The 26209-nt window shown below is 34.0% G+C and carries 16 protein-coding genes; 6 read left to right on the forward strand and 10 right to left on the reverse strand.

Annotated features, from left to right (window positions below):
* The first annotated feature begins 1134 nt into the window (after positions 1-1134).
* Together ACP6PL_RS27305 and ACP6PL_RS27310 are read left to right on the forward strand one after the other, a co-directional pair.
* Positions 1135-3201 carry a sensor histidine kinase gene (locus ACP6PL_RS27305; RefSeq protein ID WP_426548487.1) on the forward strand — a complete coding sequence of 689 codons (2067 nt, stop codon included), beginning with the start codon at positions 1135-1137 and terminating at the stop codon, positions 3199-3201.
* A gap of 223 nt (positions 3202-3424) precedes the next feature.
* A complete protein-coding gene (locus ACP6PL_RS27310) occupies positions 3425-4708 on the forward strand; it encodes a tetratricopeptide repeat protein (protein ID WP_426548488.1) in 1284 nt (427 codons plus the stop codon).
* Positions 4709-4892: 184 nt separating this feature from the next.
* Here ACP6PL_RS27310 and ACP6PL_RS27315 read toward each other — a convergent pair whose 3' ends face one another.
* From ACP6PL_RS27315 to ACP6PL_RS27340, 6 genes are all read right to left on the reverse strand, one after another.
* Complete coding sequence (locus tag ACP6PL_RS27315) at positions 4893-5285, reverse strand: NAD(P)H-binding protein (protein WP_426548512.1); 393 nt, start codon at positions 5283-5285, stop codon at positions 4893-4895.
* Between the two features lie 34 nt (positions 5286-5319).
* Positions 5320-11559 carry a tetratricopeptide repeat protein gene (locus ACP6PL_RS27320; RefSeq protein ID WP_426548489.1) on the reverse strand — a complete coding sequence of 2080 codons (6240 nt, stop codon included), beginning with the start codon at positions 11557-11559 and terminating at the stop codon, positions 5320-5322.
* 43 nt (positions 11560-11602) lie between these two features.
* Positions 11603-12724 (reverse strand): calcium-binding protein, encoded by a 1122-nt coding sequence (locus ACP6PL_RS27325; protein WP_426548490.1) that lies wholly within the window; start codon positions 12722-12724, stop codon positions 11603-11605.
* Between the two features lie 451 nt (positions 12725-13175).
* Positions 13176-13382, reverse strand: coding sequence for a tetratricopeptide repeat protein (locus tag ACP6PL_RS27330; protein ID WP_426548513.1), 207 nt, complete (start codon positions 13380-13382; stop codon positions 13176-13178).
* 120 nt (positions 13383-13502) lie between these two features.
* Positions 13503-13673, reverse strand: a complete 171-nt coding sequence (locus ACP6PL_RS27335; protein WP_426548491.1) for a hypothetical protein — start codon at positions 13671-13673, stop codon at positions 13503-13505.
* 24 nt (positions 13674-13697) lie between these two features.
* A complete protein-coding gene (locus ACP6PL_RS27340; protein ID WP_426548492.1) occupies positions 13698-14726 on the reverse strand; it encodes a calcium-binding protein in 1029 nt (342 codons plus the stop codon).
* Between the two features lie 1538 nt (positions 14727-16264).
* On the opposite strand from ACP6PL_RS27340, the gene ACP6PL_RS27345 reads away from it, so the two are divergent.
* Positions 16265-16831: a DUF1802 family protein gene (locus ACP6PL_RS27345; protein WP_426548493.1), complete on the forward strand. Its 567-nt coding sequence runs from the start codon at positions 16265-16267 to the stop codon at positions 16829-16831.
* A 436-nt stretch (positions 16832-17267) separates the two neighbouring features.
* Here the strand turns inward: ACP6PL_RS27345 and ACP6PL_RS27350 are convergent, their stop codons facing one another.
* Both ACP6PL_RS27350 and ACP6PL_RS27355 read right to left on the reverse strand, forming a co-directional pair.
* Positions 17268-17702 (reverse strand): hypothetical protein, encoded by a 435-nt coding sequence (locus ACP6PL_RS27350; protein ID WP_426548494.1) that lies wholly within the window; start codon positions 17700-17702, stop codon positions 17268-17270.
* Positions 17703-17705: 3 nt separating this feature from the next.
* Positions 17706-19133 (reverse strand): SLC13 family permease, encoded by a 1428-nt coding sequence (locus ACP6PL_RS27355; RefSeq protein WP_426548495.1) that lies wholly within the window; start codon positions 19131-19133, stop codon positions 17706-17708.
* A 318-nt stretch (positions 19134-19451) separates the two neighbouring features.
* Between ACP6PL_RS27355 and cysC the strand changes: the two genes are divergently transcribed.
* Entirely contained in the window at positions 19452-20033 is a 582-nt protein-coding gene (gene cysC, locus ACP6PL_RS27360; protein ID WP_426548496.1) for an adenylyl-sulfate kinase, read from the forward strand.
* A 507-nt stretch (positions 20034-20540) separates the two neighbouring features.
* Here cysC and ACP6PL_RS27365 read toward each other — a convergent pair.
* Positions 20541-21713, reverse strand: a complete 1173-nt coding sequence (locus ACP6PL_RS27365; RefSeq protein ID WP_426548497.1) for a phytanoyl-CoA dioxygenase family protein — start codon at positions 21711-21713, stop codon at positions 20541-20543.
* A gap of 417 nt (positions 21714-22130) precedes the next feature.
* Positions 22131-23249 (reverse strand): RuBisCO accumulation factor 1, encoded by a 1119-nt coding sequence (locus ACP6PL_RS27370; protein WP_426548498.1) that lies wholly within the window; start codon positions 23247-23249, stop codon positions 22131-22133.
* 795 nt (positions 23250-24044) lie between these two features.
* On the opposite strand from ACP6PL_RS27370, the gene ACP6PL_RS27375 reads away from it, so the two are divergent.
* Complete coding sequence (locus ACP6PL_RS27375; protein ID WP_426548499.1) at positions 24045-24983, forward strand: response regulator; 939 nt, start codon at positions 24045-24047, stop codon at positions 24981-24983.
* A gap of 29 nt (positions 24984-25012) precedes the next feature.
* The gene (ubiE, locus tag ACP6PL_RS27380; protein ID WP_426548500.1) at positions 25013-25714 is read left to right on the forward strand and encodes a bifunctional demethylmenaquinone methyltransferase/2-methoxy-6-polyprenyl-1,4-benzoquinol methylase UbiE; all 702 of its coding nucleotides are present in this window, start codon (positions 25013-25015) and stop codon (positions 25712-25714) included.
* The last annotated feature ends 495 nt before the right edge of the window (positions 25715-26209 follow it).

Here is a 26209-nt window from a genome sequence, read left to right on the forward strand (position 1 = left end):
TAGTTAATCTAGGAGTCAGGAGTCAGGAGTCAGGAGTCAGGAGTCAGGAGGAAAGGGAATTTAGAAACATTTGCTCTTGAATGAAGATGAAAATTTTTTTTATACCGAATTAAGCGGATTTGATATAAATAAGGATCTGCGATCGCCACTCAGTTTTCATCAGCGAAGAGCTTTATTCATCATTAGTTTTCACTTTTTCCAGTTTAACTAATATAATAGTAATATCATGTCCGGATAATTAGTTATAAAAAAACTTTCTCCTTTTTCTTCTGTTGTTCTTCTTTCTTCGCTTCTGACTCCTGAGTCCTGACTCCTGACTCCTCCGTAGTTATTTATTTATCACTGTTCAACCGGACATGATATAAGGTTTTGGCTAAATACAATAAATTTAGATTGAACCTTATGAAGGATAAGGTATTTCTCATAATTGGATTTTGATGCTAAAAATTAACGATCAATTTCACATTTTTGCAGAATAGTTATCAGATAATGATAATTCAGAAAAATTATATGAATTATTGATTAAATAATTCATATAACCACCTATAAGATTAGGTTTAAATGTTAAAATTGGTAATTTTCAGTAATAAAAATTACCTTACTTTTATGTCATCCTAGAGTGCAGAATCAAGAATTATAATTAGAGGTGAAAGATGAACCTAAAAATCCCTATCCCGATCTAACTCTTAGATGATAAAAAAATATTAAAAAAGTTGTCAAAACGGAATATTATTTCCCTGTTTATATCACTTTTTTTATCAGTTGTTGAAGTTGTTAGTTATGGATAATTATAAAAATAAAGAAGCTGCATTGCTAATGAAACTTAAATATCAAGATTGTGGTATTTTTGAATATTCGATTTTTTACCGATAAACTGATTAGTCTGAGAATTTAAGAGGAACAAGCTACACAGAAGTTGGTAGCTGATTTGGTATTATATCCTGGATCTAGGCCCATTAACTTAAAAGTTTCCGCAGTATTTGATAGAGAAAATTAAGTAGCGAATGCCCACGGAACAAGAGAAAGAACAAGGCAGTAAGGGAAAATTTTCTGGAAAATAGCAAACGGCTGTCATAGAATGGGATATGGAGTATCATTAATATCTATTTATCTCTTTGATCAGCTAATAAAAAAATGATAGGCATTAAAAACCAAGTAATTATAAATAAAAAGGTATTTAATAGACGTTTATTTCCTTTAATTGAATTAGTGAAAAGTATTCATTTAAACCCTTATTCAAATCTGCCTTTAAGAGAAAAAATTAGTTTGCCGTTTCTTTTAGTATTCCTTGTAATATGGATTCCAGGAACCTTGGGTATTGGTTATTTCTTTACTCGACATACTGAAAGAAAGGAGATACAACAAGTAAAAGATGTTGGATCATTGATTTTACGAGAATTCCAACAAGAAATCACGAAAATGGAGTTAGATGCTCAATTACTGGTGGAGGCAACAACAATTAAAAGAGCGTTACAATCAAAAAATAAAACAGAAATTTTACAACAATTATTACCTTTAAGAATAAATTTATCTCTAGATTTAATGCAGGTTGTAGACAAAAATGGTAATCAATTAGTAGATTTGCGAAGCTCAACACTGTACCAGAAAAAAATCCCTAACCAAACAGCAATTTCACAAGTAATTAATGGGGTAAATTTCTCTAACATCATTGCAGCAGAAAAACCAGCACCTTCTATATTAATAGGAACTGCGCCAATTAAATCTAATCGAGGAATTATTGGCGGTATTATTGTTGGCAAAGCTGTCAGCGATAAATTACTTCAAGAACTAGCTAGAGGAATAAGTGAAGATATTATCGCTTTGCAAAAGGGAGAAATAATTGCTTCTAGTTTCCCACAAGCTTACACTTTTTCTTATGAAAAAATTCAAGAATTATCTCAGAAAAATTTAAAAAAAATCAAAGTTGACAATCAATTCTACATTACTAAAACTATAACTATAACTATATTAGGATCAGATGCTACTGAATTAGAATTAGTTATCCTCTCTTCTATAACAGATTTAGAAGTAACAAAAAGAAATTTTTGGATTTTGATTAGTTCATTGTCTTTAGTAGGATCCGTAATAGCTATTCTAGTGGGTTACTTAGTGTCAAATTTAATTGCAAGTCGAGTTAGTATAATGACTAACGCTACAGAAAAGTTAGCAAGTGGTGACTTAAAAATTAGACTTCCTGTTATCTATAACGATGAAGTAGATAGGTTAGCTAAAGGATTTAATTCAATGGCAGAACAGCTCGAAGTACGGGAGCGAAAAATTCAACATCAAATGCAGCAGTTAGAAGAAACTTTAGAAAAGTTATTGACTACTGAAGGAATTTTAGCAAAACTTTCGAGCAATCAAGCTCAATTAGTTCAGACAGAAAAAATGTCAAGTTTAGGACGCATGGTAGCAGGAATTGCACACGAACTTAATAATCCTGTGAGTTTTATTTATGGAAATGTTGACCACGCTCTTCAATACTTTGATGACTTATTGGAACTGATTAATGTTTATCGCCAGGAATATCCTCAACCCACACCTTTAGTTAATGATATTCTCTCAGAAATAGAAATAGAATTTTTGGAAGAAGACATACATAATTTATTAAATTCAATGAAATCTGGTGCTGATAGAATTACTAATATAGTTAGGAGTTTGCGGACTTTTTCCAGATTAGATGAATCAGGGAAAAAGTCAGTGGATATTAATCAAAATATTGAGTCTAGTCTCTCAGTTTTACAGCATCGTTGTTATTATTCTAAGAAGATAGGAAATCAAAGTGAAAGGCAAATTCAGATTATCAAAGAATATGGAAATTTACCCCCAGTTGTTTGTAATGCTGGCAAGTTGAATCAGGTATTTTTCAACATTATTGAAAATGCTATAGATGCTTTAGAAACTTCAATAGCTAAGGGAGAAAAAATTAAGAATCCCCAAATTTTGATTAAGACTGAAGCGACAGATAGTAATTCAGTAAAAATTAAAATTGCTGATAATGGTTGTGGAATGACAGAGAAACTTAAAACAAGGATATTTGATCCTTTTATGACTACTAAATCCGTCGGTTCAGGGACTGGTTTAGGATTGTCTATTAGCTACTCAATTGTGGTGGATGAGCATCACGGACAGTTGAGTTGTATTTCTGCTCCAGGAGAGGGAGCGGAGTTTTTAATTGAGATTCCTATTCAGGGAATTTAAAATTCAAAATTAAGGGAATAGGGGATAGAAAAAAATATTGTATAGTAGTATGAAATGATTTGTGAAAAAGCTGTAGGGGTTTGCTCTCAAAATCCGATTTTGGCTTGGGTTTGGAGACTAAACCCCTAGGATTATACGAATTTTTTTTTATAACAGTTAATTTTAACTGAAAATATTTTATAGAATAAAAGTACTAGGATTTTCATAAAATAACTTTAGTGCAATGGAAAAGGAAATATATAGTCAAGCAGTCGCTAAATCTCGTGCTGGAAAATATCAAGAGGCAATTCAAGATTTTAGCCGAGTTATAGAAATTAATCCTAACTTTGCTGAAGCTTATTATGGCAGAGGTTTGGCAAAGTTTGATTTAGGAAATAGAGAAGAAGCAATTGCAGATTATACTCAAGCTTTGGCAATTAATCCTAATTATATAGATGCTTATTTAGGTCGTGGTATTGCTAGGTTAATAGTAGGGGATATTTCGGGAACTATTACAGATACTAATCAGATAATTGCGATTAATACTAACTATGCTCCAGCATATAAATTGTTAGGTAATGCTTACCAGAAACAAGATAATCAAGCAGATGCAATTGCTAGTTTTAAGCGTGGTGCAGAATTGTATTTAGAAGAGAAGGATGCTGTTAATTGTCGGAAATGTTTGGATAATATTAAACAGTTGCAAAATGTAGCCTCTACTTCTATCAAACCTGACAGTAATATTCAGTGGGAAAAAGGTGATAGTAAAACATTTTTAACTCGAATGCTGAGAAGGTTTGAAAAAGGCGATCGCCAGGGAGCAATAGCAGATTTAAACTGGGCATTAAAAGTAGATGCTTCAGATTCCCAAGCTTATTGTTGTCGAGGAATTCTTCGTTATAAACAAGGGGATAATTTAGGTGCAATATCAGATTTTAATCAAGCTTTGCAATTTAACGATCTAGATATTTTAGCTTATCGAAATCGGGGTATGATTCGCAGTCAAATGGGGGATTTTAAAGGAGCGATCGCTGATTTTGATGCAGCTTTAAAAATCGAACCGAATAATTCATTTATTTATGTCACTAGAGGGAATGCTTATCGGGATATGGGTGGATATCAAGAGGCATTAAAAGATTATGAACAAGCATTAAAAATTAATCCTAATGAAGCAAAAGCTTTTTATCACCGAGGCATCATTTATTCTCGTTTAGAAGAAATCACAAAAGCTATAGATGATTATCAGAATGCTGCTAAATTATTTGGGGATGCTGAAGACTGGAAGAATTATCAAAAAACTTTGGATAATTTGAAGAAAATTCAGACATCTGTCCCGAGTCAAAATCAGAATATTGATGAAGATGCTAAGTATAAGAAACTAGAACAACAACTGTTAAGAATGGTTGGCGGATATTGGGAAATGGCAGAAAGATTAATTGCAAAAGTCAAAGAAAAATATCCTGGTAGAGATAGAATTTGGTATTTAGAAAAAGTTATATCTGATTGGCAGCAACAACAGGATAGTTGATTTATTAATTAATAATGGATAATGGATAATTATTTTTGTTTTACTTTTTGGCTGTCATCGACATGAAATACTACATCAAAAGCGTTTTGCTGGCGCAAAGCTTTCCGGAACGCAATATTCATTATCAATTTCATGGGAGCATCTTGCTCCCACTGTTGCCTTGAGAAATATTAACCTTCAAAGCTTAAGTTCTGTTACCATAAGTCATATTGCGATCGATAGCTGAGAAAACTTGATTTCTAGCGGTTTCAGATGTCAAACATTCACAGACTAACTGAGCTACATCTGCTCGATGAATACTTCCCGCAATTTTATAGTCTGTAGTTAAAAAACCATTACCTGTAGCTGCTTCCGACTTTAAACCACCGGGACGAATAATAGTATAAGTTAGTCCACTGTTAATCAAATGTTGCTCGGCTTTTTCCTTCTCCAACAAAACCGGACCAAGAGTTTCTAATGCTTGAGGTGGTAAAGCGACTGCACTTTCACCACTACCGATAGAGGAAATAAGGATAAATTGTTGTACCTGAGCTTTGACAGCAATATCAATCAGATGAGAAATCTTAAAGTTGGAAATGTTTTTCCAACTCTTCCCTACTCCCTAAACCTAATTAATTTCCTGTTAATTCAATGGCGCGTTGATAAGCTGCTACAGACTCATCAAGTTGACCTATTTCCTGCAAAGCATTTCCTAATAAATGATAAACTTCTGCCATATCTATACGATCTAGATTTTCCTCAAGGTGAGGAAAAGTTGCTTGAGTTTTATTAGTATCTAATTCAATGACTTGCTGATAACAAGCGATCGCCTCTTGCCATTCTTCTTTTTCTGCTAAAGCTTTACCTAAACCATAGTAAGACTCTATAGATTCAGAATTTAATTCTACTACTTGTCGATAATATTTAACTGCTTCATCCCAGTTTTTTTGAGAGCTAAATATTTCCCCTAAACTATAGTGAGCTTCCCATAATTTAGGATCTAATTTAATAGCTTGCTCAAAACAAGTTATTCCTTGATGTGTTTTACCTTCTGCTATTAAACCCTGACCTAAAGTACAAAACTCTTGGGGAGTTGTCCAACTGGGATGTTGAATGAGAGCATTATAGGATAACTCTGCAGCTTCATCAACCTTTCCTTGAGCAAGCAATACTTCAACTAAACTACGATAACCATCTTTTAAGTCTGGCGCGAGTTTAATTGCTTTTTGGTAAGCAGTTATAGCTTCTGACTGTCGCTGCTGTTGAACATATAATTCTCCTAAACTGAGATAAACTTCGGCAACATCTGACTTTACTTCTATGGATTTTTCATAAGCAGCGATCGCTTTGTCTATTTCATTCATTCCTACCCAAGCTTTACCCATTATTTGATAAGCTACAGCATTATGTTTAATTGAAATTATCTCGTCACAAGTAGCGATCGCCTCATAAAATTTACTGTTGACTAAATTTGCCTCTGCTTGTTTAATTAAGTCTCCTTGATTAACTTGAGGCGACTTCTCTTTTTCTTTTTTGTCTAAAGATGACTGTAAAATATCTTCAGGATTAATATGTTGGGGTTTACTACCGTTAACTTTTACCTGTTTCTCTACTATATTATTACCAACTTCTTTAGCTTTTTGCTCGTAAATTATAGCTTCATCTAACTTACCCTGACGTTTCAAAGTCGTAGCCAAATTCTGATAAGCAGCAGCATAATTTGGGTTTAATTTGATTGCCCGTTGATAACAGGATATAGCCTTAGTTAATTGACCTTGACGACAAAGGGTATTACCTAGATTTAGATATTGCTCAGGAGCGATCTTTTCTGGTTCCAATATATAAGCTTGATACCAACAGTCTGCTGCTTCTGCTTGTTTATCTACCTGATACCATGCTTTGGCTAAGTTGCGATATGCTCCAGCAAAATCTGGTTTAAGAGCGATCGCTTTCTGATAACAAGGTATTGCCTGCTCCCATGATTCTTCTTGTGCATACAGACTCCCCAGGTTAGAATGAATTGAAGCATCCTGACTATCAAGAGATATGGCTTTTAAGTAATTTTGCTTGGCTTCCTCGTGTTGACTAGCACTACCCATTTTTTGCTGGATATTACCTAATATTTTGTAAGCTATTGCTAGCTCTGGTTTAACTGCTATTGCTTCTTGACATTCGGCGATCGCTTGTTCATATAATCCTTCTTGGTTATAAGCTATGGCCTTTTGAACATAAAAATCTGCTAGAGCTATTTCTGATGCTAGAGCGATCTCTGATGCTTTAGTATCAACAGGGTGACCATTTACCTGTATAGTTGTTTGCTCAGTGTCTTCTATATGGTCATTAGGGTATAAATTCTGTCTTTGACCAATTTGTTGTTGTGTTCTTTTTTCCTGGCTTTTTCCATTAGTATTGCTTACATTTTTTTCATCATAAAATAGTAAGTCTTCAATAGAACATTCTGTTGTATCTTTTATATTAAAACCTATTTCTGTTTTCAAAGGAAAAGAATTATTTTCACCCTCTAGTCTGGGCATCTTTCGAGATGATTGTAAATCTTTTCTTAATAATTGATCATTCGTATTAAAAACAGAGGTTACTTGGCCAATTATCTTATTTAAAAATCCATCAAAATGTTTTAATGTTTCTTGAAAAATACCAGATTTTGTTACTAATTTAGGAGTATTCTGGTTAACTTGATGATTATTTATTTCTGCATCATATTTATCTGCTATACTATCCTTCAGACTATAAATATGAGAATTTAAATAGTCATTATTTGTATAAGTTTTAGATTGTGAATTTGAGTTATGAACATGAGATTGAAGTTTTAAAGCTTCCCCTAAATTTTGATATGCTACTGTTAAATTGGGATTAATTTTTATGGCATTGCAGTAGCATGATATTGCTCGATCTACCATATTCATTTGCAGCATACTATTTCCCAGAATGAAGTGTTCTTCTGCTGTTGCTGTTTCTGGTTCTAGAGAATAAGCTCGCTGCCAAAATTCAGATGCTTCTGTATGTTTACCAACATTAGTTAATGCTGTTGCTAAATAACGGTGAACATCTGCCATATTTGGGTTTATTTCCAAGGCTTTTTGATAACATTTTATTGCTTCTTGCCACTGTTGCTGTTGTCCGTACAAACTACCTAAATCTCGATAAATTTCTGGGTCTTTTGGTGCAATAGATATAGCTTTTGTATACCACTGCCAAGCTTCTGCTGGTTTGTCTTGGTTTTGCAATATTTTGCCTAATTGTTTATAAGCTTCTACAGTATCTTTATTTACAAGTGGCTTGATTAATTTATTGTTGTTTCCCGGGGATATTTCTTGATTTTTATTTTCCTTTTTATGACGATTTATTCTAGCTGATTCAATTGGAATTACTGGATTTACAGGATATAAATTAGCTGATTTTTTTGCTGATTTATGATTAAGATTTGATGGGTTTATTATGCCTAATTGAATCGCTTTTCGATAACAAATATTTGACTCTTCAAAATCCCCGGTTTTAGATAATGCTTCTGCAAGATTTTGATATGCTACTGCGGAATTCAGATTTAACTTTAGGGCGCTACGATAACAAGATATAGCTTCTGTTAATTGCTTTTGCTGTAGAAGAGTATTTCCTAAATTTATATATTCTGGCTCTGTAATTTTTTGAGGTTCTAAACAGTAAACTTTATATTGATAATTTGCTGCTTCAGAAACCTTGCCTAATTTTTGATATGCTTTGACTATATTACGGTAAGCTGGAATTAAATCTGATTTTAGATAAATTGCTTTTTGATAATAGTCAATTGCTTCTTGCCATTGTTGCTTTTTGGCATAGAGAGTACCAATATTAACATGAGCCTCAGCAAAATCTGGTTGAATTTTAATAGCTCGGAAATACCAGTCAAAGGCTGCTTCTATCTGCCCTTGATTTTGGAGAATAATACCCATTGTTTTGTAAGCTGGGGCAAAATCTGGTTGATTTTTAATAGCTTGTTCGCAAGCTGCTTTAGCTTCGTCTAATTTCTTTTGGTCTAAATAGAATAAAGCTTTTTTGTGGAAGTGAGCAGACGCTTCTGCTAAGTTAATATTGGATAGCATTTTATCACTTACTGCAGTTCTAGTTGTATTCTCTCCTGCATATTTTTCGGAGAAGGCGGCGGGGTAATCAATTTCGGTATTCGAGGGTTTTTTCTCAAAAATAATCATATCTTGAGAAATTTCTTCATTATTGGGAAATCTTAATTTTTTCAGGGAATCTATTTTGATTATACTTGCCTGGGATAACATTTTTTCAAGTTTACTAAAGTTAATAATAATATCTTCGGTGAGAGGATTGGGATACATGATTTGGCGGATGGGATAATAGGAATATTCTTCTCCCATCAAGTAGTAATACTTTAATCCTAGTTGTTGGCTGATGACCCAGTAATAATGTCTGATATAATTAGGAGACATAAATTCAATCACGGTAGTTCCTGGTTTACAAAACATAATATTTGTTAACCCACTACCATGAGGAGAAACTATGACTTTAGCATTGGCAAATAATGTTACTTGTTCTAAAAAAGAAAGAGTTTCTAGTTCGATGGTGATAAAGCCGTATTGACTTAATAAATCAACTACTGTTTCTTCATTAATAACTTTTCTATATTTAGCTTTATTCCTAGTGATGTAAATTCTTTCAGGATAAGCATAATCTACTTGATTATTTAGAATTTTTCCTGATGCTAAACCATCTTTTAACCAACCACAATTTGACTTATTTAAGAATGTTTGACGGTGAAATTCTAGAGCAAATCTTTCTAGCCAACCTAAGTGACCAGAAAAAGATGGAACTATTAATTTTTTAGCTTGAATATAAGGATGGCGATCGCTTTCTATAATTTTCTCTTCTGGAATTCCTAAAATCCGGAGAGTTTCTTTTTGAAATGGTTGTTGAATACTATTAATTAAAAACCAATCTATTTGCTCCAAATTTATATCATTACGTCTTAATATCTCGATCCGGGGCAATATATCTACCATCCAATGAAAATAAACGTTTCCTGATAATCCTGAGAAAACTGCTACTGTACCGTTTATTTGCTCTAAAGGTGGTAATTTTTCTGTAGTAAAAAACTGATGGTTGTTGATATCGTATTTTTCACATCCTGGTAATTGACCAGGATATTCGCGCGATACTTCAGCTAATAATTGATTATTTTCATTAATAATGGCAATAGCATTACAAACCATCCAATAATTTTTTTGCGGAACTATCCATGCTCTACCATTTTCTACTTCTATAACAAATTTTGGTGTTTCTGGAAAATCAACAGATGAAATATTTGTAGATGTTGGTATTTCTGTTATTGAAAAAGTATGAATACCATTTCCTAAATGAATTGGTTGAAGTTGTTTAAATATCCGTTTGAGACAAGATTTACAGTTTAATCCCTGACATTCACTTTCAGAAATTTTCTCGTTTCTAGCTGCTAATTTCTTAGGCAGTGCAGGAGTTATATCTTGATGATTAGGTGTCAGGAAAGAAAGAATATTTTTTCCACCGAAATTGGCTGTATTATGCTGAAAAACTTCATTGTTTAAACGGTGTATAAATTTGCTTGGGATTAAATTTCCAAGCAAATTATCCCTATACTCTAGTTCAAAAGTTGTGGATAAATCTTTTTCCTCTAACTCTATATTTAATATTCTTTTGATACCGTCTGCATTTAAAATATGCGGCAAATTATTTCTTGCTTCTAAAACTTTTTCTAATGCTTGGTTAATCAAGTAGTTGTCAGGTAGAACAGTCAACCCCAGACGGTAAATTATAATAGCAGCATTAAAACGTTTTTGTTTGACTAAACTGTCGCCTAATTTTATATACAAATCAATATTAAACGGCTGAAATCCTAATCCTTTTTTGTAATAATTCTCAGCTTGTGAATATTCGCCATACTCAAAGAATACATTTCCTAAAGATAAGTAGATTAAAGTTAAATTTTTTCTGACTCCTGCTAAATCTGATTTTTGTAGTGTTATGAGAAATTGAGTACAAGCTATTTTTGCTTTTTCGAGCGCATCTGACTCTATTAATAAATCTGTTTGTTTACAGTAACTTTCCACAAAAGGATTATTATTAATCACCTTTTGTAAATAGGGTATTGCTGCTTCAATTTTCTCTAATTCTAAGAAAGAAAAGCCACAGTCACTGTAGGCAGAAATATTTTCTGGTTGTTGTTTAATTACTTCCTGAAAATAAACAAGAGCTTCTGAATGTAAACCTTGTTTTTGATAAGCTTTACCCAGATTATGAAGAGCTACTATTAATTGAGGTTGTATTGCCAAAGCTTGCTGATAATTCGCAATTGCTTTTTCTACTTTTCCCAGTTCTAAAAATGCTTTGCCCAGATTATTGTAGAGATTGGCATCATCTGGTTTTTTAGTAATTGCTTGCTGAAGAATTTCGATAGCTTCCTTATACCTACCTTCCTGAACTAAAATACTGCTCCAGTTACGATAAGCCTGAATTGAAATCAAAATATTTGCAGAGCTAGTTTGAGATAAGTTAATAACTTTTTGATAACTATAAATTGCTTTATCTAGTAAACCTTGTTGGTGTAAAACAATGGCAAAATTATAGTGAGTTTGAATATGATTAGAATTAATAATTATCTCTTGCTGATAATGAGTAAAGGCTGCTGGTAAATTTCCCTGATGGTGAAAAATTATGCCCAAATTATAGTGAACTAATGGGAGACGTGGTGCTAAAGTTAACGCTTCCTGGTATAAAGATATAGCAACTTCTAATTTTCCCTGTTTTTGATATAAAAATCCCCTTGAAGCTTTTTCTTTAGCTAACTTTAATATTTCTGGAGATTGGTTGTTCATAATTTTTGTAGTAGCGCATAGTAATAAGTTTTAAGCCTTGATTTTAGATAGTTTCAAAATCATCTAGATTAATATCTAAGTTACTATCTAATTGCATGAATCTTATAGCATTGCCCTCTGCATCCATATAATACATTAAACCTTGGTCTGAATCATAAACTACGTCAGCATTTCCAGCAATACTAGGATTGTTAGGATCGAAATTAGTAATAATAGCCAACCAAAATTCATCTTGGTTCAAATCACCAGGACTACTTAATTGATTAAAGCTATTAGCATCAAGTAGTATTTTGTCTTCTCCTGGAGTAAAATCAGTAAGAGTATCTACCCCTGAGTCTGTAGCAACGAAATTGTTGAGAGTATCAATACCTAATACTTGAGTTTCATTCTCGAAAAACTCAAACCGGAAGATATCTTCTCCCTCGCCACCTTCTAGGAAGTCGTTGCCTTGGCCTCCCACAATTAAATCGTTTCCGCTACCTCCTAAAACCGTGTCATTTCCACTACCTCCTGAAACCGTATCATTGCCTCTATCTCCAGAAACTAAGTCATTACCTTCTTCACCAGAAACTAAGTCATTGTCTTTACCACCGTAGAGTGTATCATCACCAATACCACCTATAACATTGTCGAATCCACGATCGCCTCGAACAAAGTCGTTTCCGTCTTCACCTCTAACTAAATCATTGTCTTTACCACCATAGATAGTGTCATCTTCAGTACCACCTCTAATAGTGTCAGAACCTCGGTTACCGAATAATAAGTCATTTCCCTGGCTCCCATAGATCCAATCTTCGTCTCTTCCCCCGAAGATAATATCACTACCTTCTCGACCATAGAGAGTATCAGAGTCTGTGTTACCATGAAGTTCATCATTATCCTCACCACCATCAACTAAATCATTACCTTTTCCTGCAAAGACAGTATCATTATTCAATCCAGCAATAATAGTATCCGCACGTTGCAATCCTAAAATATAGTCATTTCCTTCTCGTCCTTGTATATAGTCTGTGCTAGGCGTGCCTATAATTGTGTCGTCACCGGAAGTCCCATCTTGTACCACTGAGCCTAGAATTTGACTCGGATCAGTTGGTGGTTGAGGGATAAAAGGCTCTCCCTCAAAATCTGGAATAATTAAGTCGTTATCAGGTATAACCTGTGACATGGTAATTATTTATCTTGGTCTAGTTAATACTAAGTGTGAGTTTCAATGAAGAAGATAAATAACAATATTTTTCTCAAACATAACCTTACTAACATAAGCTTTACCAAGATTATAACACCCTAGTGGACCGACACAGCTAAAGTGGTGCATTAAAAAATGGTGGGATGGGATGATGGGGTGATTATGAAAAAAGCGCTTTGCACAGTTTTAGCTGAAACAGTCCACTAGTATGAATTAAGGCCATAATGCCCAGGCTTGCTGATAATTCCCAATCGCTTTTTCTACTTTTCCCAGTTATAAAAATGCTTTGCCCAGATTATTGTAGAGATTAGCATCATCTGGTTTCTTGCTCATGGCTTCCTTATATTTACCTTTCTGAACTAAAATACTGTTCCAGTGACGATAAACCTGAATTGAAATTAAAATATTTGCAGCGCTAATTTTGGATAAGTTAATAACTTTTTGATAAATATAAATTGCCTGCTCTAGTAGACCTTAGTTGTTGCAAAATAATGGCAAGATTATAGTGAGATAGAATATTATGAGGATCAAGAGTTATATCTTGCTGATAATGAGTAAAAGCTGCTGGTAAATTTCCCTGATGGTAAAAAATTATGCCTAAGTTATATCGTGTGCCCCCTCCGGGGGAGCTACGAATTGCGGATAATCACTTATAATAAAGTATATGGTTTGTAGTAGGGCTTCAGCCCAAACTGTAGATAGGGCTGAAGCCCTACTACGAACTGTAATTATAATAACTATTTAACCGAACATAATATTATAGCAAAGAAATGGTAAATTTAGTACTAAAGTTAATGCTTCCTGATATTAAAGATATAGCTGTTTCAGATTTTCCCTGTTTTTGATATAAAAATACTCTTGATGCTTTTTCTTCAGGTAAGTTCAAAATTTCTGGAGATTCGTTTTCATAATTTAAGTGGTAGTGCATAGTAATAAGTTTTGAACTTTGAGTTTATATTGTTTCAAAGTCATCAGGACCAATATTTAGGTTAGGATCTAATTGTATAAATTCTATCGCATTACCATTTTCATCAATATAGTACATTAAACCTTGGTCTGAGTCGTAGACTAGATTTGCATCTGGGTTCTGGGCAAACTCAGCAAGAGTACTAAATTCATCGGGATCGAAATTACCATCAATACCAATTAACTGATCGAAGCTATTAGCATCAAGTTGTATTTTGTCTTCTCCAGGAGTAAAGTCAGTGAGAGTATCAACTCCAGAATCTCCAGGAACAAAATTATTGAGGGTATCGAAGCCAAATTCCTGAGTGCCATCGGAAGTAAATGTCTCATCCTCAAAAAATTCAAAACGGAAGATATCCGCTCCCTCACCTCCGGTGAGGGTATCGTTACCTTTGCCACCTAACAAGATGTCGTTACCCAAACCACCTTCAATTAAATCATCCCCTTTTCCTCCAAAAACTGTATCATCACCGCTACCTCCTCTAACCGTATCATTACCACGGTTTCCATGAACTAGATCGTTACCTTCTTCTCCATCAACTAAGTCATTACCCTCCCCTTCTTCTCCATCACCATAGAGAGTATCATCTCCACTACCACCTCTAACATTATCCGACCCTCTTTCTCCAAGAACTAGGTCGTCTCCTTCCTCACCTCTAACCAAATCATTACCCTTTCCTCCATGTATAGTATCATTCCCCTCCCCACCTCTAAGCGTATCAGAGCCTTGGTTACCGAGTAGAGAATCATTTCCCTCTTCCCCACTAATCCAATCATTATCATCATTTCCATAGGCAGTATCGTTACCTTGGCCGCTAAAGATAGTGTCTACTCCATCTTCGGCTTCAATCCTATTATCTGTATTAGAACTTACGATAAAGTTGTTGTCATCAATGCTATTGTTAGTTAAATTTATAACTTCTGCATCACCAAATTCATTAGGATCAATTGGTGGCCGCAGGATAGGCTCCTGGTCGCCGAAGTCTTGTGGAATCTCTGGAATTGGAATTGACATATTATTTATATTGATAATTTCATCGGTTACTGTTAAGTTTTAAATCTAATTAAAAAGATCATTTGAATATCTTCCTAAAACCTAACTGCACCAATAAATATTTAGGTTGACATAGATCACAACTGGTAGATTTACACTAGATATTTTTGACATCTAAAATGGAGTATTTAAACAGATAAAAAAACTGGTAATAATTGCTTCATTTAGATATATTGATAATAGTTTTATGTTCTATTATTGATAATACTTACTCACACCAAACCCCGTTGCTAGAAGAAATCGTTGGTTTGAACAATAGACATCTACGAGGATAGCTAGATTTAGGAGGTTGGGTATGCGTAAGTCCTGACTTATTTATTAGCTTTTCTTGATATAGTAGACTTTTGATGTCATGATTTTGTTTCTGGATTTGGAATATTACTACCTAGCTTCAAAATTTATAAATTCAAGACTTACTTTCAGGTATAGGGTATTAGTTATATCTGCCTTTACTGTTTTCTTCCTCTTTCTTTTCCCTAAAAATCCTGTGAGGCATGACTTACAACCCAACCAATATGCTGCTTTAAGAAGAACTTTTAAACTTCCTCTTAATTTACTTTTAAAAGAGTAAATAAAAAGGGTCGGGGGGTTAAAGTATTACACTCTTACTATTGAACTTAGAGTGTTATTCAGTTTTAATAATCGCTAACATCAACAGATTCTAAGTTTGTTGAAAATATTAACTATCTTAGATTGTTTATAAGCATCATATTGAAGTTGCTTGTGTAATACTTAGAGAATGTTTGTAAAGCTGGTATATATAAACTTATATATATATTATTCATACCCTCGCACATTTCTCCTATTCCACATATCAAAAAGTCATAAGATACTTTCTACCTCCTATATCAACTAGATACTTTACCAATATCTTCTCCTATTTTTCCCAACTTCCGCAAACTTTGCCAAAAAATTGCTAATGTTACAGCCGATTTTTTGAAATTACAGCACTTTTTAGGATTGTGAAGCACAGTGTAGTCTTAATCTTAATATATGTTTCCTGTATCCTATTCCTTTTCCCTATTCCCTTAAAACTTCATAGCGGATCAAATAGTAAATATACTGATTAAAATTAATCTATTAACCATCAGCTTTTTTATTCTTCTGTTATTATTTGATAGCGAGAATTAAAAGTATTGTGAAAAGCAGATCGATTGATATTATCGACCCTAGAATACTAATAAATCAATAATGGCGAAGGGAGTCAACAGCTAACAGAGCGATAAAGGATAACAGCAGAGAGCTACTATAATACTATGAGGTAAGATTAGTGGTAAATAGTAAAGCATATTCGCCTAAGTAAATGTTTAAATCTCAAGTTTCTCCAAAAATCTCATCCTTTCTTCTATAGGACTACAAAATTAAGAAAAAAGAGGATAGAGTTATTTTTTGAACCATAATTGGCAGGATATGATATAATTATTAGTCTTATAATCAATAATTAACTAGATTTTTAGATAACTATCAATTGTTTCATTTGTAGCTAGAGGCGCATAATTATGGAAACTACTACTGCTGCTCTTAAAGAATGGAATGTTGCTGTGAATGCTTTAGAAAATGGCAACACAATTATGTTACTAAGAAAGGGTGGAATCAGGGAACAGGGAGGTGATTTTACTGTCGCACATCAACAGGTTTTACTCTACCCCACTTTTGAACATCAACAGCCAAATTTACTCAAACCAGAATATGCTAACCAGGTACCAATTGTAGATTCTGGTTGGCATCCTGAAAAAATTAAAATTAGTAGTTTTGCTGAGATTACTAATGTTTTACCAGTAACTGATAAGTCTATTTTAAATAAGTTGTTTGTCTACCATATTTGGAATGAAAAGTTTGTCAGCGATCGCCTTAAATGGAAACCCCAACAAAGCCTTTATATTTTACTTTTGAGAACTTATAAGCTTGAAAAAGTTTATGAGATTTTTTATCGCCCTGAATATGGTGGCTGTCGTTCTTGGATTGATTTAGCTACATCAATCAATATTACCAACTTATTTCCTGTTTTAAATGATGATAATTATCGAAGCTTATCCTCAAAAATTTGTCAATTTTTTACAGGTTAAATAATCAATAATCGAACAATTAGCTAACAAACTACAAAAATCAACTAGATTATTTATCAAAGTAATTGAGTATAAAACCCAGTTTTTTAATTAGTTAGCCTCTTACAGACAAACTGTCTTAACAGTTAAATTTTTTTTCTACTTTGATCAAAATAATAAAATAAGAATTTCACTTCTGACTTCTGTACGGGTAATTCGTGTTTGCGAACCATGATAAACCGAAATCACACTTACTAATACCGTTTAACTAAATTGAGAATGCCAGATTTGATAGGCTAAAAACTCTCACATAAGAACAGTTTTAGGCAATTATTTGACATTTACAATTTGAAATTATTTGTGACATCATTAAAGTGAATTGGTATAACTTATGAGTTCAAAAACCTCCGTTACAAAAACAACTTCTGACTTCTCATTTCCGACCAAGTTAAAATTTCTAATCTTCCTCAATATACTCTGCTATATTTGGTAATTCTCCTATTTTAGCAGTAAGTAACTGGGGACCAGCAATCACAATTTTTGTTGCACCTTCTTCTACAAGCTCAAATACATATTCCTCTATAGTAGGTCTTTCTATTACTTCCTCAGTTTCTACTTCAACTTTCTTTTCTTTCGCTTTACGTTTCACCCTTTTCAAAACATCTCCAGCTAAAGCACGATAACCTTCCAACATAGAGTTTTGTAGTTTATGCAAAGGATTAGACCCTAACCAACCACTCTGCCCCAATTCACCAATAACATCATGAATTGAGTTATTATTAATAAAAAATACAACTCTCAATTTAGTTTGATTTTGCTCCGCTTCTGAGACTGCCTTCCACATTGCTTTATCGTAAGCGTAGGGATTTGCAACCACCAACCAGATACTCATGTCTTACACTCCCAACCCAAATAAAGGCCAATAAAATTTTGCCATTGCCAAGAATATCAAAGTCCCCACTAATTTTAACAACAAGCCACGCTTAAAAGCTTCAGAAGGCGACACATAACCACTACCCATAATAATGGCCATTACCGGGGTACTGACTGGTAACAGAAAAGCTAAACCCGATGGCAAAGTAATACCCAACGTCATTGCCCTTGGATCTATTCCATATTTAGCAGCCAAAGCAAGTCCAACTGGCATCAAAACTGCCACTGCAGCAGCATTACTCATTCCCTCGGTCAAAAAAGTAATAATCAAAACCATTGCCACAAAACAAACAATACCAGAATTAATCCACGATCCCAATAAGGTTTCTGCCAATGCTTGTGCTGCTCCTGTATCTCTTAAAACTGCACTTAGAGCAATAGCACTACCATACATCAAAAAAATACCCCAGTTCACATCTTCTTCTACTTCTTGCCAACTTGCCAAACCACAAATGAAGCTACACATAACCCCAAAGAAAGCTATTGTATCTAGTCCCCAAGCTTTTCCTCTAAAAATCCATAACAAAACTATTCCCGTTACTAATACCAATGTACCAACTTCTCTGGATGAAATTGCACCAAGGCTTTTTGCTCTAATTCCGAGAAATTTTCGGGCATTAGATAAAGAAACTACTTGACCTTTTCCTATTTGTAATAGTAGAAAATAACAAACTATTAACATAAGGACAACTAAGGGAATAGACCAAATAAACCACTCGGCAAAAGTAATATCATATTCTCCTTTTGTAGTGCTCCGAAGCACTCCTAATGCTAAAGGCGCTCTGGCTCCCCCCAGTAAAGTTGCTATACCACCAATACCGCAACCCCACCCCAAAGCTAAGAATGCTGCTAGGCCAAAACGTCCACCTGGCCTTGCACCCGCTGCTTGAACAACTTCTATAACCACCGGGAATAACATGGCTGTGACTGCATAAGAACTAATCACAAAGGACATTAAGGCTGAAAGAATTAAGATAGAGGCAATTAAGGTATTTTGGCTATTGCCAAAACGGGAAACTACTGTTAGAGCGAGGCGAGTGCTAAGTCCAGAACGTTGAATAGGACTGGCTAGAATAAATGCTCCTAATACAAAGAATACTGCTTTATTACCGAAATAGGCGTATGTTTCTGTAGCGGTAAGACTGCCACTCAGGGGGATTAAAAATAGTACCATTAAGCCTGTAACTGCTACTGGTAGGGCATTAGTTGACCACAAGAAAGCTGTAACTCCAAATACTGCCAAGGCTCCTTTTGCTTCTTTTTCTACTCCTGTCATCGGAAACAGAAGAATACCTACATAGATAAGTGCGGCAGCTACAAACCAAAGCCAACGGTACTGAGGTTGACGAAGTATTCGTAACCAACTACCAAGATTTTTGATGTTTTCCATCTATTATGAATAATAAGTTTTAACGTAGAGATTTGATTATACTTGTTACAGAAGTTGGTAACAGGGAACAGGAAGGATTAAAAATTAAATTTTTATTGAAAAGATTTACTGGTAGATTCTTTTTGAGGGAGATTCAGATAATCTTTTGAGTTGACAATTACTTTTATCACTGATTTAGTATTTACATCTCAGAAAATTTTATTTTAAAGGTAACTATTAATTTTATCATAGTGAACATCTTAAGTCAATAGATTAATAGAACTTTAAATCCCCTCTTTTAGTCAGAATTTAAACTTTGTTTTTAAGAGGATTTTGTCAATGGAAAATAACAATCAAACTGGTGTAACAATATGGTTTACTGGTTTAAGCGGTGCTGGTAAAACCACTCTAAGTTTCGCTGTTGCAGAAGAGTTGCGATCGCTTGGTTACACAGTAGAAATTCTTGATAGTACCGTTGTACGTCAAGACATTGGTAAAAGTTTAGGTTTTAGTAAAGTTGACCGAGATGAAAATATTCGGAGAATTGGCTTTTTGGCTCATCTTTTAACTCGTAATCGTGTGATTGTTTTAGTATCTGCTATTTCTCCTTATAATGAAGTTCGTTCTGAGGTAAAAAAACGCATTGGTAACTTTATTGAAGTATATGTTAATGCACCTCTAGAAGTTTGTGAAGCACGGGATAAAAAAGGACTTTATCAACTTGCTAGAGCAAGAGAAATTCAAGAATTTACTGGTATTGATTTACCTTATGAAGCACCACCTAACCCTGATGTTGAATGTCGCACTGATTTAGAGACAGTGGCAGAAAGTAAAGAAAAAATTATACTAAAAATGGTGAATTTAGGTTATTTAAAACCTCGTGATTTTCCCGATAATAATGCTTATTTTTTTGAGATTTAACGCAAGAAGGAATAAGGAAGAAGGGTTCAATAATTGATAATTGATAATGGATAATTGATAATTACCTCTCCCTAAAAAGAAGAGGATTGAATCAAAGAAAGATTTTTTCTTGTTTCTCCTTTAAAGGAAAGGCTTTAAACCTTAATTATTCGGTAAATTTTGTATTTTGAAATAAAAGGGTAAAACGATAGAGATAGAGATAGCTATAGAAATCCCGGCTAGGTTACAATATTTTATCGTAGGGGTTTGGTCTCAAAACCAAAGCAGAAATGGGATTTGGAAACCAGACCCCTAGAGTTTTTTTCACAAATTATTTCTACTTACCAATAGATAATTTATAATTAAGCAGGTACACAAAATTAATTACACATTTTGTCAGACTGAATCCCTTATACTATATGCTTCATATCAAATTAGGGTAGGTCAACTATTTTGTAATGGTGCTTATGATCAAAAATAATTATCCATTATTAATTATCCATTATCAATTAATGAACTTCTTCCTTCTTAGCTAGTTTGATACAACTTTGCTCTCAATCTTTTTAATTCTGTCTCAAGTAGCTGATTTTCAGATTTTAATAACTCCAAATCTGTCTGAGAATTATATAGCTGACTTCGTATTTTTTTTAATTCTGACTCAACAGTTTGAAGTTGAGGTTTTAATACATTCAGTTCATCCTGAGATTGCATTGCTATAGGTCGAAATTTTGCTAATTCCTCCTGAAATTGTAATAATTCAGATTTTAATCTTTCTATTTCATATTGTTCTGGATGAATTTCCAGCTTTTCACCATTATAAATATGATTAAGTACTTCTCCTGTGATAATATTCTTAACTTCTTTAAAATGAATTCTATGTAGAAATGGATCGGAAATTAAGGGTATATAGTACATACAGTCAGAAAAATAATAATGTGTCACCTGACTATATCTAGTTCTATTTTTATCTAAAACTGGACTGCCTCCGTGTAGTAAATTTGCAGCCCAAATTAAAGCTTGCCCTTTCTTAACATAAAGTTCTACTTTTTTCAAACCATTGTGTTCAATTAATGACTGTAAAAACTCTTCATATATAGGATAAGTATCATAGGGTTTATTCTGATAACTGCCTGTAATTCCCAAATCGTTTAAATCAAAAATTGGTAATTTATGACTACTAGGATAATAATGTAAAGGACCGTTATTGGCATCTATATCTTCCAGAGCTACCCAAACTCCACACATAAATCTAGCTGGAACAGAACTAAAATGTATACTGTCACTATGAGTAGTTTGTTCAGTACCAAACCTGAAATTTAGGGTTTGAAAAGGGATTGGTTCTCGCTGATAAAGTATTTTTAATAGGTTAATAATTTTGGGAGCGGTGGCAATTTTTTTCACATCTTGATTAAATGTCCAACCATCTTGAATTCTATCGTGATAAATCCAAGCTGATTCTATTTTGCCTTTATTACCGTAGATAGGAGTTAAATCTTTAACTATTCTGTCTATAATTTCTGTAATATTTTCTATGCCTAAGTTATCTATAATTACATACCCTTGTTCTGCAAATTGTTTGACAAGTTCTCTGGTTTCATTGTCTAAATTTAATTGACTGAAAATTTCTGCAAAAAAAGGTGAGTCTACCCAAGGCAAATTCATCAGAGGAATTGTCATTTTTTTATCTTTTGTTTGGCTCATAATTTGTTAATAATAGAAGGTAATATTATGTCCGGTTAAATAGTTATAATTAAAGCTTGTAGTATTGCTCTAGCCCTAAGTATAAATATTGCTAGAGGAATACTACAAACAAAAACTTTTTGGTCGCTTTATTTTGGAGTGTTATACAGCGCTTTTCATTTGAGTAGAGCACTAAACTCATTGTTAGGAGTCAGGAGTCAGGAGTCAGGATTCAGGAGTTAGAAGTTAAGAGTTAGGAGTTAGTATCATTGTGGTTTATTGATCTGAAAACCGCTGTAAGAAACCTGGTTTATCGGAGATTGATGTCAGTATGGTACAGCATTTCATACAAAACAGGTTTCTATTTCAGTATTTTCAGGATGTACTTTCAGCGGTCGGTACTGATAACTGATAACTGATAACTAATAATTGAAATGATTATTCTTCAACTTGCCACAAGTCTTTAATAAGTTCTTGATCGAGAATCTTTTTAGGTCTTAATACTAACAAAGCTCTTCCAAGTAAGGGTATATTAGGCTCCTCATCAAACCACTGCATTACTATTTTACCGTCTTGGTCTATAATAAAATAGCCATCTTCATGCCATTGACGTTGACTTCTATCTATAATTAATAAAACTTCTTCAGTAGCACCGGGTATAGGAGTAGGCAAGCGATCGCTATTTTCAATTAGCACTACTGGATCTTCTGCTTGCATGACAACTCGCCATCCGGGTATCGCTACCCAAGCACCCGCTCCACCAGAAAATTTGACTATTTTAAATGGTTCTACTTCCTCGACAATAGGTACTGCTTTGAAATCTTCTGTGTTCAGAGGTAATTTTCCGACTACCGGTAAAATACGAGGTAACTCTTCTTCTTGCTCCAGTCGATAAACTGGTAAACGAGGAGCTGGTCTTTGAGAAACAACAGTAAAATCAGTTAATAGCTGTTCTAGCTGTTTTCTAGCTGTTTGAGAATCCGCTAATTTGAGACCTTTTGCAATCAGACGAGACCTATTTTGTAGGTCGTTTTGTTGCCTTGCTTGTTTCCAACATTGATATGCTACTATATCTCCAGGAGAATCAGAAAATCCTTCTGGTATTGTTTTCATCCGAGCAAAATCTTTGATGGCTTTTGCTACATCTTTTGCATCATCTACATCAAGATTGTGAGCAACTATAAACTCCGTTGCGATGATTCTTTGTTCCTGAGTTAAAATCCTCAATTCGTAGAGGATATCACTACCCGTTCTCTCGAAGCGTGATAGAACATCTGTTTTGCTTGCCGATACAGCATTTTCCTTAATGTTGGCATTGACAAGACTTGTATATACTTGAGACCCGACTATCACCTGATTTTGCTGTACTGGTTCAAATCCTGTGGCCTCAAATATTTGCTGAGAAGTATATCCAGCTTTTTGTAGAGCAGCACAAGCATTTCCCCACTCTACCCAATTACCTTCTTTGCGACGCAGCAAACCAATTAAGTTTTCTACATCTACTGAATTTGTTGATTTTTGTTGCGGGTTAGGGGAGTTTTGTGGTGTTTCAGTCATAATTTAAAGCGCACCTTTTGTGTTTGCAAATAAATAGAGTATACTTTTGACCAAAAAATTAGGTCTCAAGCCTCCCCTTGGAGAGGGGATGAAAAAAATTAACTTCAGTATTTAGCGTTGCTGATTTGAGGTATGAAATTCAACTGGTGGTAAATTTTAACCCAAAACAAGAGTGGAAATTATACCTATTTCTTTCTCTAAAGTCACTGATAAACTCCTTTCTAATTACTGACTTCTGACTCCTGTGAAATCATATATTTATTCAGCAACACCCAGTATTTTGAAGTCTCCTACTGGGAGTTGAACAAAACAAAACTACAAAACAGTCTCAAATATATACAGGTATATGGTTTCACCTTAAAAAGGTATAAATATTAAACATCAAGGGTTTCAGCCATTTTTAAGTCGTAAAAATGTCTAAGTACCACTACTTCAGTAGGAGGTGCTGTTAACTGTTAACTGATAAGTAAAATGACCATGCTACTAAAGTTAAAGTAGCAGATTAGAGCCAGACGCTTTTAACCCTGCTGATTTTAAATGACTCGCGGGGTTCATCTGGATTTATTTAGTAGTCTCACTATGCTATAATATATTGCTATCATTACTGCTATGGCCTATAGATATTTCAGGCTTAATCGAACATGCAACTGACGCTTAATCAACAATTAGCCTCATAAAGTAGTAAAGTAACAGTTGATAGCTATATAATTATTCAAAAATAGATATTTCTTTATATTTGATAAATACAATTATTATTATGCTACTTTAGAAATACAATTGAAGGGGTTTGTTTGAATGGAAGCAATTCCTCAACAGTTAGATAGCATTAGAATTCAACTGATGAGCCTAACCAGAAAAAAGAAACCTAAAATGCTGGTAGTAGATGATGAACCAGATAATTTGGACTTACTCTACCGCACCTTTCGACGAGATTTTAGTGTTCTCAAAGCTGAAAGTGGGATTCAGGCTTTGGAAATTTTGGCCTTAGAGGGAGAAGTGGCAGTAATTATCTCTGATCAAAGGATGCCAGAAATGAAGGGTACAGAGTTTTTAAGTAAAACTTTGCCCCAGTTCCCTAATACAGTCAGAATTATTCTCACTGGATTTACTGATATAGAAGATTTGGTTGAGGCGATAAATTCTGGACAAGTATATAAGTATATTACTAAACCTTGGGACCCCAATGAACTCAAGGGAGTTGTAGAAAAGGCTGCACAGACTTATGAAGTTTTGAATCAACGTACTGAATATCTGGAAAAGTCTCAAACTCAATTGGATTTGTTAAGCACGGTTGTTGATGTATCTCAAAAGTCTGGGAGTATAGAACAAGCTTTGTCAGAAATTGCATCTATTTATAGTGAAACTTTTTATACAGATGTATGTATTTTACAATTGGTTGAGGATAATAGTTTAAGCTCAATTCAAGGATTGAGTAGTAAGCTTGGTAATGTGGATAACTGGTTGGCTAATGACCCTCTGGCAATGGAAGCGATCGCTTCTGGGAATGTACAATCTGTAATGAATGTTTTAGAAGATACCAAGCTTTCTGATGTTTCACATTATCAAACTTCAGGGATCAAGGCTCATATTGTCATCCCAATTTCCCATCGGCAAAAACTTCTAGCTTTGATGTCCCTCCAATGGCAACAACCTAGTAAACTGCACCCAGAAGAACTAAGTACAATTAATGTCTCAGCTCAATTACTGGCATTGACTTTGTATAGCTTTGAATAGCTTGAAACTGAAAATTTTGACTTAATTCTATGATTGATGATTCTACAGAAGTTCAGGCCATATTTAACAAAATTGCCCCAGTTTATGACCAACTGAATGATTTATTAAGTCTGGGAATACATAAAACCTGGAAACAAATGGCTGTAATGTGGAGTGAGGCTAGTTATGGCTCTACTTGTCTAGATTTATGTTGTGGTAGTGGCGATTTGGCTTGGATGCTGGCCAAGTTTGTAGGAGGTAAGGGTCAGGTCTTTGGGGTTGATTTTTCTGTGGAGCAGTTGGCGATCGCTCGTAACCGCCAATCTCCTTTATTAGATAAGATTAGCCCTATTCATTGGGTTGAGGCTGATGCTTTGAGTCTGCCTTTTGTTGATAATTATTTCGATTGTGCTACGATGGGATATGGCCTCCGCAATGTCTCGGATATTCCCCTTTGTTTGCAAGAGTTATATAGAGTCCTCAAGCCTAATGCTAAAGCAGCAATTCTAGATATGCACCGTCCGAATAGTTCGGTTGTGCGAGGGTTTCAAAAGTGGTATCTGGATACAGTTGTAGTTCCGGTGGCTCGTAATTTAGGGTTAACTCAGGAATATGCTTATATTAGTCCTAGTTTAACCAAATTTCCTATGGGGTCAGAGCAAGTCAACCTAGCACATAAAGCTGGATTTGTCAATTGTAAACATTACCCTATTTTTGGCGGAATGATGGGAATATTAGTAATTACGAAATAATTTTTTAGTAATTTTACTGAATAGAACAAAGATTATAACATCAAAAATAGGTAGTCTGAATACGAACAATATTTTTGTCTTGGTTGAAATTCTGATAGATAAATTATTACTATAGTCGTTGACCTATTAGTTATCTAAATTTAGATAATCTGAATTGAATATTCATTTGACTAAAGTCATAGGTATTATGAATATTTGGACTAGCAATTACTTAAAACTATCTCATCCTAAATCTACTAGCTTTGAGTGGATATATCACTCTAGTGTTGATAGCCTAATTAATTCTAAAAGCTTTAATATCTTTATGATTAACACCAATACATTATGCTTATTTTTCGATGTATATTTGCCTTCAAAGTAATTTGAGCTAACTCAAGATTATTATTAGCCTGGTTAACCTGAAGTTACTTACAATTATTATCTATTTAAACCATTCTTTATTACTTACAAAATATTTATTCGTCACAGTTACAAGATAATTATACTAAGCCCTTT

Source organism: Dapis purpurea BLCC-M126 (genome assembly GCF_050015975.1).
Classification (GTDB): domain Bacteria; phylum Cyanobacteriota; class Cyanobacteriia; order Cyanobacteriales; family Microcoleaceae; genus Trichodesmium.

What these genes read in the sequence shown, in the direction of transcription:
- ACP6PL_RS27305 (WP_426548487.1), top strand. Translation starts at nt 1,135, where the DNA reads ATGATAGGCATTAAAAACCAAGTAATTATAAATAAAAAGGTATTTAAT.
- ACP6PL_RS27310 (WP_426548488.1), top strand. Translation starts at nt 3,425, where the DNA reads ATGGAAAAGGAAATATATAGTCAAGCAGTCGCTAAATCTCGTGCTGGA.
- ACP6PL_RS27320 (WP_426548489.1), bottom strand. Translation starts at nt 11,559, where the DNA reads ATGAACAACCAATCTCCAGAAATATTAAAGTTAGCTAAAGAAAAAGCT.
- ACP6PL_RS27325 (WP_426548490.1), bottom strand. Translation starts at nt 12,724, where the DNA reads ATGTCACAGGTTATACCTGATAACGACTTAATTATTCCAGATTTTGAG.
- ACP6PL_RS27335 (WP_426548491.1), bottom strand. Translation starts at nt 13,673, where the DNA reads ATGCACTACCACTTAAATTATGAAAACGAATCTCCAGAAATTTTGAAC.
- ACP6PL_RS27340 (WP_426548492.1), bottom strand. Translation starts at nt 14,726, where the DNA reads ATGTCAATTCCAATTCCAGAGATTCCACAAGACTTCGGCGACCAGGAG.
- ACP6PL_RS27345 (WP_426548493.1), top strand. Translation starts at nt 16,265, where the DNA reads ATGGAAACTACTACTGCTGCTCTTAAAGAATGGAATGTTGCTGTGAAT.
- ACP6PL_RS27350 (WP_426548494.1), bottom strand. Translation starts at nt 17,702, where the DNA reads ATGAGTATCTGGTTGGTGGTTGCAAATCCCTACGCTTACGATAAAGCA.
- ACP6PL_RS27355 (WP_426548495.1), bottom strand. Translation starts at nt 19,133, where the DNA reads ATGGAAAACATCAAAAATCTTGGTAGTTGGTTACGAATACTTCGTCAA.
- cysC (WP_426548496.1), top strand. Translation starts at nt 19,452, where the DNA reads ATGGAAAATAACAATCAAACTGGTGTAACAATATGGTTTACTGGTTTA.
- ACP6PL_RS27365 (WP_426548497.1), bottom strand. Translation starts at nt 21,713, where the DNA reads ATGAGCCAAACAAAAGATAAAAAAATGACAATTCCTCTGATGAATTTG.
- ACP6PL_RS27370 (WP_426548498.1), bottom strand. Translation starts at nt 23,249, where the DNA reads ATGACTGAAACACCACAAAACTCCCCTAACCCGCAACAAAAATCAACA.
- ACP6PL_RS27375 (WP_426548499.1), top strand. Translation starts at nt 24,045, where the DNA reads ATGGAAGCAATTCCTCAACAGTTAGATAGCATTAGAATTCAACTGATG.
- ubiE (WP_426548500.1), top strand. Translation starts at nt 25,013, where the DNA reads ATGATTGATGATTCTACAGAAGTTCAGGCCATATTTAACAAAATTGCC.